Consider the following 13,261-nt stretch of genomic DNA (forward strand, 5'->3'; position numbering starts at 1 on the left):
ATCAGATTAACCTATTCGTGCCGATGCTTTCACTACTTTTTCTTTTCAATTGCCTACGCCCTCTAAGGTATTGTCATAAAAAACAGTTTTTTCCTTCCCGAACGACGGTGCTGCGATTTTTACCTTTCTTTTCAGAACAATTCCCTTCTTACGTTGTATAATGGATGCGTTCCCTTATTCTTTCAAGGGCAATAGGGTTCGGCCAATTACTAGGTGGGGGGAGTAGGTTTGCATGAGCGGTGTTTATGATGTCGTGATTATCGGCGCGGGGCAGGCCGGGATTGCCATGAGTCAGCAATTACAAGAACGTGGAAGAAACAATCATCTGATGCTTGAGGCAGGGAAGCGTATTGGGGATTCTTGGCGATCGCGATACGAGTCTCTTGTGTTGTTTACTCCGAAATCTTACTCTTCTCTTCCTGGTTTACAAATGAAAGGCGACCCTCGTGCCTACCCGACAAAAGACGAGATGGCGGACTACTTGGAGGAGTATGTTTCGCACTTTGACTTGCCGTTTCAATTGGATTCGGCAGTGACGGGGATCGAAAAGAAACAGTCTCTTTTCCACGTACATACATCAACCGAAACGATTCAATCCAAGAAAGTCGTGGTAGCGTCTGGAGCCTTTCAACAGCCATACATTCCACCTATTATTCAACACGCAGACGCTGTATCACACATACACTCTTCCCAATACACCGAACCATCGGCATTGATGGATGGACCTGTGTTGGTTGTAGGGGGCGGGAGTTCCGGCGCGCAAATTGCGGTGGAGCTGGCTGCAGACCGGGACGTGACACTGGCAACGTCCACACGTCCCGCGTTTCTTCCTTTGGAGGTATTTGGCAAAAGTATTTTTTACTGGCTGGAAACATTCGGTCTTTTGTACGCCAGCACCGATACAAGGAGAGGCAAGTTCCTGCAAAAACGACGGGACCCGATTTTTGGAAAAGAACTGAAACAAGCCATGGATGGCGGAAAAGTAAACATGAAACCGCGCGTCAGTGAAGTGAACGGAAAACAAGCGGTCTTCTCCGACGGAAGCACCGTTCACGTGAGTCACATCATCTGGGCAACTGGTTTTGTCCCGTCTTATGACATCGTGCACATAGAGGGGGCTCTCGACAAAAACGGGAAACCTCTGCATCACCGGGGTGTCAGCCCGATTGAAGGGTTATTTTACATCGGGTTGCCGTGGCAGCACCATCGAGGTTCCGCCCTCGTCTGCGGTGTCGGCAAGGATGCGGAATATTTGGCGGAGAGGATCTGACACGTGTGGATGCATTCGTATCAACGCGAATTATCCCGTACCACGTATTACGTGATACGGGATTTTTTTGAAGCCACCTGCTGTGCAGTCTCTTTGGATTGAGCATTTCATTAGTTGGAAATAACATGTTTGGGTGTTTTTCCGTGGACGCCGTCGACGCATTGGCGGGCCGCATCGACGAACATGGCGTGGCGGGTTTCAACGGTGGCGGTGCCGTGGTGCGGCAAGGTGACGACATTGTCCATGTGGAGGAGCGGGTTGTCTGGATCGACAGGTTCTGTTTCAAACACATCGACCCCGGCTGCTTTGATTGTCCCGGCGCGCAACGCTTCAATCAAATCTTCTTCGACGACGACAGCGCCGCGGCCTCCGTTTAAGAAAATCGCATCCTTTTTCATTTTTTGAAATTCACGGGCGCCAATCATGCCACGGGTGGCGTCGGTGAGTGGTGTGAGCACCATGACAAAGTCAGATTGTGCCAAGAGGTCGTCGAGCTCAGCAAAGCGAACGCCGATTTCTTTTTCCACTGCTTCTTTGCGGCTGCGATTGTGGTACAGGACCTCCATGTGAAACCCGATGGCAGCGCGGCGGGCAACTTCTTCTCCAATACGGCCCATGCCGATGATACCGAGTTTTTTATGATGGATATCCGTGCCGAACATCTCGGGGGTGAGCGGCTTTTGCCAGTCGCCGTTTTTGACGTAGCGATCGAGCTCCGGCATGCGGCGGGCAGTCGCAATCATCATTCCGATCATCGTGTCGCCCATCGTATCGATCAAGACCGACGGCGTATGGGTCGCGGTGATTCCTTTTTCTGTCAGCGCTTGGATGTCTAAGTTGTCATAGCCGACGGAAACGTTGCTGACGACTTTCAGATTCGGCGCATGTTCGAGCAGCTCCGCATCTACTTTCAGCCCGGAGCCATACAATCCATCTGCTTCTTTTAAGTATTCGTAAAAAAGCTCTTTCTGCTTTCGTGGCCGCGCAATGCGAACCTCACTATGTTCCTTCATATAATCGAGGACATCCTGCGGCGGCTCCACGTATGATAAAATGACCGGCATCGAACGTGCCTCCTTTCCCAATATTCCACTTTTTCTCTGTTCCATCATAGCATATTTCCTTGTTTTACATGACCCTCAGGCTTTTTATAATGAAGATCCCCGCTTCCGCTTCCAGTCTTGTGCTGCGGTCATAAGACCAATTCCTCCGGCGCGCTGCCTCTTTTCGGTCTTTTGAAGCCTCCATAAGACGCTTTTCGCATGGATTCCGCGCAGTTTTGGTCTTTTGAATGCTCTATAAGACCAATTCCTACGGCGCGGCTCCCCCTTTTGGTCTTTTGACGCTTCCATAAGACGCTTTTCGCATGGATTCCGCACGGGGTTGGTCTTTGGAACGCTCTTTAAGACCAATTTCCTCAGCGCGGCTCCGCTTTTTGGTCTTTTGAAGCCTTCTTAAGACACTTTTTACACGGATTCCACTCGAATTTGGTCTTTGGAACGCTCTTTAAGACCGATTTCCTCGGCGCGGCTCCCCCTTTTGGTCTTTTGAAGCCTTCTTAAGACGCTTTTCAACCCGATTCCGTGCGGTTTTGGTCTTTTGTACGCTCTTTAAGACCAATTCCCATAACACGCTGCCGTTTTTTCGTCTTTTGAAGCTTCCAAGAGACAGCTTGCATCCTGGTCTTATGAACGCTTCATGAGACCGGCCCCACCCTGCTTCCGTCAATTGTTGGTTTTATGAATGGCCGGGCTCCGACTTCAATGAAAAAAAGCCCCTTCGTGAGAGTGGTCTCTTTCGAAGGGGCTTGGCATTGGTTACAGGGGATGGTATTTGCCGGAGATGGCGTCGACGATCAAGGTGTATCCGTCTGGCGCTGCTTTTGTTCCTTCGGCTACCCAGTAGGGCCGGTAAAATATTTCGGAGCGCGTGAGTTTCATTTGCGGCGGCGCCAGTATTTTCATGCGATACGTGATGGAGTGGTTGAGAAAATCGACGGCGAGCTTTTTTGCTTCTGTTTCCTCAAGTTCCACCGGGATCATCTGCTGCGACGGCACCTCTTTTTCTGTGAACACGGGTGACTTGTCGATGACCGATCCGACTTTATTTACGGCGTCCATCGCACATCCTACCGAGCCGCCTCCTTTTGGCTGAAGGAGACTCCTCCGCTCCAGCTTATACTCAAAAAAGTAGTACGGATAATACAATAGCTGCTCCACTGTAAATTCCTGATTTTTGTCGAGGCTTTCCAACACTTTTTTCACTTCTTCTTGATCAAAAGTAAGCTCTTCTGTTTTAATCCATTCCGTTCTTGGCGCTGTCATCGTGATCATTCTTTAACCGGAGTGCGCCCGAGGAAGTCGGAAATGGATCTCGCTTCCGGACCGATGTCGCGGGCCACATTTTTATCGATATTCTTCGGCAGTCTCCGTGGTCCTTTCGCTTCTTCAAATGCTTCTTGAATCGGCTCGGACGGCGGCGTGCCGAACAAGTTACCGATGATCATCGCAAGAATGGAAACAATTAATCCGCCAAGGAACGGGTGAATGGCGGTTGCGGATTGCCAGTCGAAGCTGGTCCACAGAATATGAGTAACCGCTCCTGCCACCATCGAAGAAACGACGCCGACTTTGTTGGCATTTTTCCAATAAACCGAGCACACATACGGAACGAGAAAGCTGTTGCCGAGGGTTCCAAATGCAAAAATAACAAGAGCAAATACGCTTGGCGGCTGATTAATCGCCACGATCACCCCGATAATTCCTGCTAGTAAAATACAAATACGCGAAACTAACACGATGCGGCCGTGGTCTGCTTTTTTGTCAATAAACCGGTGATACACGTCCCGCGAAAGGATCGTTCCGGCCTGCATTAAAATCGAGTCGGACGTGGACATAATCGCTGCCATGACAGCCGAAAGCAAGATAGCGGCAACAATGCCCGGGAAGAACGTGTACGCGAGTGTCGGGATAACCATTTCCGGGTCCGCTAAATTCGGGAGCATCGCAATCCCGATAAAACCAACAATATACGGAGAATACGCGAACAATTGGTTATACACCGCAGTCCAGAGCACCGCGTTTTTTACTTCCTTCGTGCTGGAGATGGACATATGGCGGACGACAACGTGCGGAAGTCCCATGTAACCGATGGAATAAATGAGAACGGCACCTAACACGACACCCCATTGGCCGTAAAATTCAAGATCCTTCCCCCACATGCTCAAGTAAGTAGGATCAATTTGGGCGAGCTGTTCGTTCAAGCCGGAAAGACCGCCAACATGAATAAGACCCATAATAACAATGCCGGAAAGACCGATTAACATCACGATTGCCTGGAAAAAGTCTGTCCACACAACCGCTAAGTAACCGCCGACAACCGTATAAATAATAATCACGCTGACACCGATAATCAGTGCCCAGCTGTACGGAAGGCCTGTCAATGATTCCAATGCCTTACCGGAAGCGATAAACTGAGCGAAAACGTAAGCAAATAAAAACACAATCGAGATAATTCCGCCGATAATGCGCACAGCTGCGCTTTCATAACGCTTTTCTAGATATTCAATCGGCGAAAGCGCTCCCAATCTTTCAGAGAGGCGTCTCATTCTTTTCCCTAACACAGTCAGGTTGACGATACCACCACCGGCGTCACCGATCGCATAATAGATCGCAAACCAGCCTTGCTGGAAAGCCTGCGCCGGTCCCCCTAAAAACATAAAACCACTCATGGAGGTACTTTGCATCGTAAACGCTGTTACAGCAGGTCCAATGTTGCGGTCCCCTAACAAATAACTGTCAGCTGATTGAGAAGCACGTCGTGAAAAGTAAATCCCCACGATCATTAAAATTAATAAATAAATAATAAATATTATTGCATCACTGCTCATGTTCATTCAACTCCTTGCTGTCTTGTGTTAACGAATCTTCGTAGTCATCATCACGCTTTTTAATGATAAACACGACAATGCCAAATAAAACCCAAATAAAAGGCCACGGAACAATCATCCAAAAAGTAGAAGCTGGCAAATTCAACAAGTTTATTCACCTCCTTTTAAAGCGTATGTTAGAATTATCTTTTTCTTGACTCTATTATAACGATTTTTAATTATTTTTCCAGTATAATTATAAGTATTTTTCTAACATTAAAACTTCCTCTAAAAAAGAAAGCAACAGATTCTTTATCGAGAGAATCGAGTTGCTTTCTTTTTCCCTTATCCTATTTTACGATTCCTGCATGCCGAGCATTTTAACAGAGTATGGAAATAATTCTTCTTTCACCACATCATAAAAGGTACAAGCCTGTTCTTTTGATTCAAAAATAATGCCATTTTTTTCCTTGTTTTCCATGTAATGCTCGAGCCCGACCTCGTTTCCTTCCTGGTCGACCGCAATAATCATATACTTTTTCATCGTATCCCCGCCTTTATTTCTTTCTTCGTAATAGATATATGCCTCTGATGGGATGGTTGGGAATCATTTCTTTCAAGAGAACTGATCTTTCGGTAAGTACTATATACCACCTTTTTCACGTTTGAAACCTTCTTTTTAAGGAAAAACAATAAGAGGTTTTCAAATTGTAAATAAGGGTATACCTTATGTATATATTACAGCAGTGTTACAAAGTAATGACTGACTTACTAAAAGGAGCATGTTCATGAACTATCTACTTTCACGGCACTCCACGTATTGCGAACATGTCAAACGGTATGTGAATTATGAGATTTCTGTCCATAAAGAAAAGGGTTACGTCTCCTGCACTGCGACGTGTACCGGCATTGAAGAATCATGCAGCCAATGCCCGGTGATTCAATTTAACCGTAATTACCCCGAGTCCTCCAAGAGAAAGTTGAATATTCATCTGGCCCCGCTTGCAAGCCGGGAACGTTTTCAATATACGATTAAACTTTAAAAAGAGCTTAAGGCGTCGACATGCGCCTTAAGCTCTCTTCTTTTAGCGGGAGGGCGTGGACGGCTCTTCATGGAGACTGCAGTCGGCTTCGGATAATTCTGTTTCAATCGTGATATGGCTGAATTGGTACGGGCTCACCGCTTGTTTCACCGCTCGTTTCACCTCTGCGATTTCGTCTACGGACAGGCCGTCAGCCAGGACGACGTGCAGCGTCAAAACGTGTTCTTCGCCGTCAAGCGACCAAACATGAACGTGGTGCGTATCCGCCACGTTCGCCAGCTTCTGTATCTCGGTTGCAATGGCATCTGGGTCAATCTCTTCCGGCACCCCGTCCAGGAAAATAAATAATGTTTTTTTCAAGTTGCGGATAACATTAACTAAAATATAACAGGTAATCAACACCGCGAGGAGCGGATCGAGGATAGGAAAGTTCCAGAAGTACATCACGATACTGACAATAAGAACCGCTATCCAGCCGAGCACGTCTTCCAACAGATGCCAGGAGACCACCTTCATATTCATGGATGTCCCGGATCTCGTTTTCAGCACCGCCGTCCCGTTCACGACCACCCCGAGTATCGCTAAAAAGAACATGCCGACCGATTGAGGGGGCTGGGGATCCAAGATGCGCGGCACCGCTTCGCTCAGCACAAACAGGGACCCAACAATCAAGACGATGCTGTTGATTAATGCGCCAAGCAGGGAAAAACGCCGGTACCCGTACGTGAAGGTGTTATTGCTTTTTTGTTTGGATTTATTTTGTAAAAACCACGACAACCCGAGGGACAAGGAATCCCCGAGATCATGGATCGCGTCCGACATAATCGCGACACTGTTCGTTAACACGCCGCCAATCAGTTCAATAATCGTGAAGGAAAAATTAAGAAAAAAAGCGGTTTTTATATTGCTTGACCCGTGGTGGTGCTCATGATCATGCCCCATAGCATCCTCCTCGTTCGTTACTCGTTCTCTCGTTCGTTCAATTCCTGTTGGTGGTCGACCGCGAGCTCCACGATTTGCTGCACGTGGCTGTCATCGAGCGAATAATAAACAAGCTTGCCTTCTTTCCGGTACTTGGCCAGACCGAGTTTACGTAAATACCGTAAATGGTGCGAAGTAGAAGCGGTCGACGCCCCGAGAATATTCGCGGCATCGCAAACGCAAAGCTCGCCTTCCATCGCGAGTGCTTGCACGATCGTCATCCGGTTTTTATCGGCGAGCCCTTTAAACATATTCGCCATCCGCTCGCTTTCCTCCTCATTAATCTGCTGCTTCACTCGCTCTACCTTTTCTCTTTCCACACACGCCGTTTCACAAACATCCTCCGCTTTCACGTTTGCTTTCGCCATCCAACCCGCCTCCTTTATTTATGTTCCTGTCTTTCATTGGGCTTCCTGCAACAAGCTTCCTAACCTAACGTTTCTATCTATTATAGAGTATTCAAGTGATTATTTGAATTAAGGAAGACTAGAAGTGTGTGTCAAGTTTTTCTCGACATGGTTATCAGAGCAATATTGCAGCACTCTATTTTTCAAATCGACCTCCGGCTTCCAATCGCTCTGGGCGGATGCTTTCCGCGGGCAACGCTTCAGCTTCCTCGTGAGCAAAGAGCGCTCACTGCGGGATCTTCAGCTGTTGCTTTTCCCGCTGGAGTCACCGCCCGACGCTTTTTTCAGCCCGCAGTATCCAATTTCTCTTTAGTTAAAGAGTGAAATTTTACACATACGGCCTAGAGATGTCAGAAAAATTCCTATGACGCTGTTATTTTCTTTCAAGTCGTTTTTCGCGGCTTCATTCACCCTCTATGGTGTCGCTATTTTCACCAGAAGCCTTTTTCACGACTCCATACACTCCCTATGACGTCGCTATTCTCTGTGCTTCGGTTTTTCATGGCGTCATACAAGCCCTATGCCGTCACTATTTTTGCCAGTACCGTTTTTCACGACGGCATTCGGTCGCTAGGGCGTCGTTATTTTCATGACTGCGCTGTTTCGCGATCTCCTACACCCTCTATGCTGTTGTTATTTTTACCAAAACGGTTTTTCACGACATCATCCAATCGGTATGGCGTCGCTATTCTCCATGCTTCGATTTTTCACGGCGTCATACACGACTATGGTGTTGTTATTTTCACCAAAAGTCTCTTTCACAACTCCATTCATTCCCTATGACGTCGGTATTCTCCGTGCTTCGGTTTTTCGTGGCGTCATACAACCCCTATGCTGTCGCTATTTTCATGGCTGTGCTGTTTCGCGACGTCATACAACCTCTATGATGTCGTTGTTTTTACTAACAGCGTTTTTCATGACTCCATTCATGTCGTATGACGTTGTTATTTTCATGCAGGCGGTTTTTCACGGCTTCATTCACCCTCTATGATGTCGTTATTTACTTGAGGGCGCTGTTTTGCGACGTCATTCACCTCCTATGCCGTCGCTATTTTTGCCAGTAACGTTTTTCACGACGTCATTCGTCCCGTGTGGCGTTGTTATTTTCGCCAGAAGCCTTTTTCGCAACTTCATACACCGCCTATGCCATCTGCTTTTTTCTAAAACATGCTTTTTCACTGCCCCTCTCGCAGAAATGTTGGGAAAATAGGATTAATATTTCGGTGGTGGCGGGTACACTATAACTAGAGTAAGGATGAGAAAAGGGGCGACGTACAATGATTGAGGAAAATTTGCATCATAACGATTACACTGATTTTCTGCTGCGTTATTTGATTCGGCTTGCGGATAACGGGGCGGAGATGGATGTGACGCTGCAGGTGAACGGGACGACGATCACGGGGCAGCTTATTGGCAATGTGACGTACATGCAGGAAGTGAGGCGGCGGCTCAAAAGTGAGGATGAGGAATTGGGAGAGAAGATCAGTGCGTTTCTCGATAAAATGACGGATAAATTTGCGAAGCACACCGACGCGGATGAGTATGAGACCGGCTATCTCCACCTCCGTCAGGCAAAAATGGTGGTCGGCAAGGAGCAGATTCCACTGGAGGGTGACCTGTGGAGGGGGAAAGCGGCCGACGTTAACGGTTTCAGCTTCGGCTCCATTGCGGTTAAAAAAGAAGAAGGCGACCGCTTTGTTTAACCAATAAAGCTGAGCGCACGGCAGACTTGCCGGGCTCAGCTTTTTCTATGTTTCTTTTGGCACAGCAAACATCCGCTCTATCGCAAGCAAGGACTGTTCCTTGACGTCTTCCGGAACACGGATGATGTGGTGAGGGTGGCCGTCCCGGATGCTTTCAAGCGACCAAAGCAAATGGGCAAGATCGATGCGGTTCATCGTCAAGCACGGGCACATGTTAGGATTTAAGGAAAAAACGGTTTTGTCCGTCATGGTGGCGGCTAGCCGGTTGACGAGGTTCATTTCGGTGCCCACGGCCCACTTGCTTCCGGCGGGGGCTTTTTGTATCGCGTCGATAATAAAACTGGTGGACCCGGCTTGATCCGCCGCGTCGACAACGTCAAACGTGCATTCCGGATGAACGATGACATTGACGTCTGGATCACGGCGCCGCACCTCGCGGATGTTGTCGAGCGTGAATTTTTCATGAACGGAGCAATGCCCTTTCCAGAGAATCATGCGGATGTTCTCCGGATCTCCTCCCCATTCAAGTTTTTCCTGAATTGGATCCCAAACGGCCATGTCTGCGAGCGGAATTCCCATCTGGTACGCCGTATTGCGGCCGAGATGCTGATCAGGCAAAAATAAAATCCGTTCTTTTTTCGTAAACGCCCACTCGAGCAGCGCACGTGCGTTTGATGAGGTCAGCGTGGCTCCGTCGTGCTCTCCGCAAAATGCTTTAATCGCCGCGGTGCTGTTCACGTAGGTGAGCGGGATGATCGTGTCACCGAGCTCTTGCTGCAACGCTTCCCACGCTTTTTCCACTTGATGGATGTCCGCCATATCGGCCATCGAACAGCCGGCACGCAGATCAGGCAGCAGGACGGTTTGATCGTGATCGGACAAAATATCAGCTGTTTCCGCCATGAAATGAACGCCGCAAAAAACGATGTGTTCGGCTTCTTTATTGGCAGCGGCTGCCTTCGCAAGTTGGAGGGAATCACCGGTTGCGTCAGCAAATTGAATGACTTCATCTTTTTGATAATAATGCCCGGGCATAAAAAGACGTGAACCCAGTTCTTTTTTTATCTCCCAGACGCGCGCTTCCATCGCTTCTCGGGATAGCGCGCGGATCGATTCAGGAAGGGAGTGTACGTGAAAATTCTCTAATACGTTCATCGGACACATTCCTTTCTAGGTCTGACTTTGTTGTTGGAGAGAATAGCAGCATACTTATATCCGCAGCCTTAACCGAATGAGTGAGGGAACCGAGTGATATCATATCCACCCCGCAGCCGCTGTACTCCTGAATGTTCGCAAGCGTTATATTGCCGGACGCCTCGGTCACAACCGTCGAGGGAATATGAGGAAGGAGCGTTTTGATTTTCTCCGGGCTGCAATTGTCGAGCATGATAACATCGGCCTGCGCAGCGACGGCTTCTTTCACTTCTTGCTCATTCGTCACTTCGACTTCGATTTTCACCATATGCCCGGCAGCTGCCTTCACTTTGGCGACCGCTTCTGCAATTCCGCCGGCCGCGGCAATGTGATTGTCTTTAATCATAACGGCGTCGTACAAACCGTACCGATGATTGGCGGCGCCCCCCATGCGCACGGCATATTTATCAAACATGCGCATCCCGGGCACGGTTTTACGTGTATCGCAAATGCGGATGGACGGGTCAGCGAGTGTAGTAACGGCCTTCCGCGCGGCAGTTGCGATCCCGCTCATCCGCTGCACGATGTTTAACAGAACCCGTTCGCCGCTGAGCAGGGCGCGTGTGCGACCGCTCACCTCGGCAATCACTTGCCCACGGGCAACGCTCTCCCCGTCTTGTACGTACACGGTTACTACCGCGTTTTCATCAAGCAGCTTGTACCCCTCCTGCAAGATGATGCTGCCGCAAAACACGATGTCGTCTCCTTTGGAAATGAGCTGTCCTGCGGCTTCCTCTTCTGGTGAAAAAATCGCGTCCGTCGTTACATCGCCGGAACCAATATCCTCGATAAAAAATTCCTGCAGTTTCTCCCGAATGTGTAAGGCATTCATAGTATGACCTCCTCTTTTTCCCTACTCTTTACGTCTCGCGAACAGACAACAGGGAAACGGCTGTGCGACTGCCAGACGATGGAGTGCGCTTGCCAGTCCGGTTGTTCGCCCGGGTAGTCACTCCGAATATGAGCCCCGCGTGTTTCCGTCCGTTTTAACGCAGCGTGCGTAATAAGAAACGCAGTCGTCAGCATATTTTTTAATTCGATCTCCTCTTTGTCGGCGGCAGGGTCGTACGGGCTTTCGATAAAAGCTTGATAGGAGTCAAGCCACTCCGCCATGCGCCGCAGCCCCTCTCTGTCTTTGACGATACCGACCCATTGGTCCATGGTGGTTTTCAATTCCTGCAGGCTCGGTTTCCGAAAAGATGGAACGGTTGCCGGCAGCTTGAGCATGGTTTGACGCGTGCGCCTTTGTTGCGGCGGTACAGGAAGGGCGTTTGCGAGCAGTAAAGCGGACGCGGCGCCTTCCAACAAGGAGTTGCTTGCGAGGCGGTTGGCCCCGTGCATGCCGGTGCAGGCAGTCTCTCCGATCGCGTACAGGCCGGGGATACTCGTGGTGCCGCATGCATCCGCTGCGACCCCGCCCATCATAAAGTGCGCACCGGGGCGTACGGGAAGCAGTCCTTTTTCCACCTCGATCCCGTTTTCACGTAAGCGCTTCGTGATCGTCGGGAATTTCTTTTCAAAGTCTGGAATGGCCCGAATGGAAAGAAAAACATCCTTCCCGGCCTGGCGGGTGTCATGCACCGCTTTCGCCACGACCGCGCGCGGCGCCAGATCACCAAGCTCATGCCGCCCTTTCATAATCGGTGTCCCGTTTTCGTCAAGGAGCACACCGCCTTCCCCGCGGATCGCCTCTGACAACAGACCGGCTCCCTTTCCTGCGGCGAACAACATCGTCGGATGAAATTGCAAAAACTCCATGTCGACAAGCTCAGCACCGGCCCGCCACGCGATCGCATAACCGTCACCGGTCGCTTCTTCCGCATTGGATGTCACCGAGTAAAGCTGGCCGCAACCACCCGTAGCAAGCACCGTGTACGAAGCATGAATGGTCAGGCGGCTGCCACTTTCATCTGTGCCGATGACCCCTATGCAGGTGTCATTTTCGATTATTGCGTCTTGGATGGTTACCTTTTCTAGCATGGTCACCTGAACGGGAAGCGCAAGACGAAGCTGTTTCATAATCTCGCGCCCGGTCGCGTCCCCGCCCGCATGGAAAATCCGCCGGCAGCTGTGCGCCCCTTCTTTTGCCAAATGAAAACGGCCGTCCTCCTTCTGATCAAAAAGGACTCCGTACTGGAGAAGCCGCCCCATCACGTGCGGCGCCTCCTTGACGAGCGCCTCTACGGCATCTGGCGCATTCAACCCGCCGCCACACGCAAGCGTATCGTCTACGTGCAGCGCCGCTTGTTGTTCGTTTTTATCCAAAGAAGCAGCAATCCCGCCTTGTGCTTTTTCCGAGTTCCCCGCTCCGCATGTCGATTTCGATACGAGCGTTACTGTCATTTTTTTCGATAGTTCGATAGCAGCCAGCATACCGGCAATCCCGCTGCCCACGATGACCGCATCCGTGTGGATCATAGACTCTTCCATCTCACCCCTCCTCCCGTTTTCCTGTGAATCTATGTATAGGTTGTCGCTAGTTTTGTTTTTACATGTGTCTTGACATCTATATTTACATAAAATTAAACTAGTGACAATACCCCGTAACGAAAAACTTGTGAAAAAATGAGCAAAAGGGGGAAACCAGGTCTCCGTTTCGAGGAATGCAGCTGGAGTTGGGCTGAAGTGATCTCAGGAGCGCTTCTTAAGACCAACATTCGGTTGATGTAAGGCGTGATTGGTCTCACGCACGCTTCTTAAGACCAACATTCGGTTGGAGTAAGGCGAATTTGGTCTCAGGGACGATTTATAAGACCGATAATCTACCGAATTTTGAATAAAGCGGTAACATGAAT

General features: G+C 49.3%; 13 protein-coding genes. 3 read left to right on the forward strand and 10 right to left on the reverse strand.

The window, feature by feature from the left end:
• The first annotated feature begins 232 nt into the window (after positions 1-232).
• Positions 233-1,270 (forward strand): flavin-containing monooxygenase, encoded by a 1,038-nt coding sequence (locus LOR49_RS11690; RefSeq protein WP_240376891.1) that lies wholly within the window; start codon positions 233-235, stop codon positions 1,268-1,270.
• Between the two features lie 110 nt (positions 1,271-1,380).
• On the opposite strand, the gene LOR49_RS11695 is transcribed toward LOR49_RS11690, so the two are convergent.
• The 5 genes from LOR49_RS11695 to LOR49_RS11715 all read right to left on the reverse strand — a co-directional run bounded on the left by LOR49_RS11695 (position 1,381) and on the right by LOR49_RS11715 (position 5,682).
• Positions 1,381-2,334 (reverse strand): 2-hydroxyacid dehydrogenase, encoded by a 954-nt coding sequence (locus LOR49_RS11695; protein ID WP_240376892.1) that lies wholly within the window; start codon positions 2,332-2,334, stop codon positions 1,381-1,383.
• Between the two features lie 753 nt (positions 2,335-3,087).
• Positions 3,088-3,594, reverse strand: coding sequence for a hypothetical protein (locus tag LOR49_RS11700; protein WP_240376893.1), 507 nt, complete (start codon positions 3,592-3,594; stop codon positions 3,088-3,090).
• Between the two features lie 5 nt (positions 3,595-3,599).
• The gene (locus tag LOR49_RS11705; RefSeq protein WP_240376894.1) at positions 3,600-5,159 is read right to left on the reverse strand and encodes a sodium/proline symporter; all 1,560 of its coding nucleotides are present in this window, start codon (positions 5,157-5,159) and stop codon (positions 3,600-3,602) included.
• The gene (locus tag LOR49_RS11710) at positions 5,149-5,307 is read right to left on the reverse strand and encodes a hypothetical protein (RefSeq protein ID WP_240376895.1); all 159 of its coding nucleotides are present in this window, start codon (positions 5,305-5,307) and stop codon (positions 5,149-5,151) included. The genes LOR49_RS11705 and LOR49_RS11710 overlap by 11 nt, the downstream gene beginning before the upstream one ends.
• 186 nt (positions 5,308-5,493) lie before the next feature.
• Positions 5,494-5,682 carry a hypothetical protein gene (locus LOR49_RS11715; RefSeq protein WP_240376896.1) on the reverse strand — a complete coding sequence of 63 codons (189 nt, stop codon included), beginning with the start codon at positions 5,680-5,682 and terminating at the stop codon, positions 5,494-5,496.
• 244 nt (positions 5,683-5,926) lie between these two features.
• Here LOR49_RS11715 and LOR49_RS11720 point away from each other — a divergent pair, with 244 nt between their 5' ends.
• A complete protein-coding gene (locus LOR49_RS11720; RefSeq protein WP_240376897.1) occupies positions 5,927-6,181 on the forward strand; it encodes a hypothetical protein in 255 nt (84 codons plus the stop codon).
• A 42-nt stretch (positions 6,182-6,223) separates the two neighbouring features.
• Here LOR49_RS11720 and LOR49_RS11725 read toward each other — a convergent pair whose 3' ends face one another.
• Both LOR49_RS11725 and LOR49_RS11730 read right to left on the reverse strand, forming a co-directional pair.
• Entirely contained in the window at positions 6,224-7,123 is a 900-nt protein-coding gene (locus LOR49_RS11725) for a cation diffusion facilitator family transporter (protein ID WP_240376898.1), read from the reverse strand.
• Positions 7,124-7,140: 17 nt separating this feature from the next.
• Positions 7,141-7,530 carry an ArsR/SmtB family transcription factor gene (locus LOR49_RS11730; protein WP_240376899.1) on the reverse strand — a complete coding sequence of 130 codons (390 nt, stop codon included), beginning with the start codon at positions 7,528-7,530 and terminating at the stop codon, positions 7,141-7,143.
• A gap of 1,316 nt (positions 7,531-8,846) precedes the next feature.
• On the opposite strand from LOR49_RS11730, the gene gvpU reads away from it, so the two are divergent.
• A complete protein-coding gene (gene gvpU, locus LOR49_RS11735; RefSeq protein ID WP_240376900.1) occupies positions 8,847-9,272 on the forward strand; it encodes a gas vesicle accessory protein GvpU in 426 nt (141 codons plus the stop codon).
• A gap of 45 nt (positions 9,273-9,317) precedes the next feature.
• Here gvpU and nadA read toward each other — a convergent pair whose 3' ends face one another.
• Genes nadA through nadB form a run of 3 tightly spaced genes read right to left on the reverse strand, consistent with a single transcriptional unit; the run spans position 9,318 to position 12,896 of the window.
• Positions 9,318-10,427 carry a quinolinate synthase NadA gene (gene nadA / locus LOR49_RS11740; protein WP_240376901.1) on the reverse strand — a complete coding sequence of 370 codons (1,110 nt, stop codon included), beginning with the start codon at positions 10,425-10,427 and terminating at the stop codon, positions 9,318-9,320.
• Positions 10,387-11,298, reverse strand: coding sequence for a carboxylating nicotinate-nucleotide diphosphorylase (gene nadC, locus LOR49_RS11745; protein ID WP_240376902.1), 912 nt, complete (start codon positions 11,296-11,298; stop codon positions 10,387-10,389). Before nadC ends, nadA begins: the two co-directional genes overlap by 41 nt.
• Positions 11,295-12,896, reverse strand: coding sequence for an L-aspartate oxidase (gene nadB / locus LOR49_RS11750; protein ID WP_240376903.1), 1,602 nt, complete (start codon positions 12,894-12,896; stop codon positions 11,295-11,297). Before nadB ends, nadC begins: the two co-directional genes overlap by 4 nt.
• Between the last annotated feature and the right edge of the window lie 365 nt (positions 12,897-13,261).

The sequence above is a fragment of the Bacillus piscicola genome (genome assembly GCF_022458745.1).
Classification (GTDB): domain Bacteria; phylum Bacillota; class Bacilli; order Bacillales; family Marinococcaceae; genus Alteribacillus_A; species Alteribacillus_A piscicola.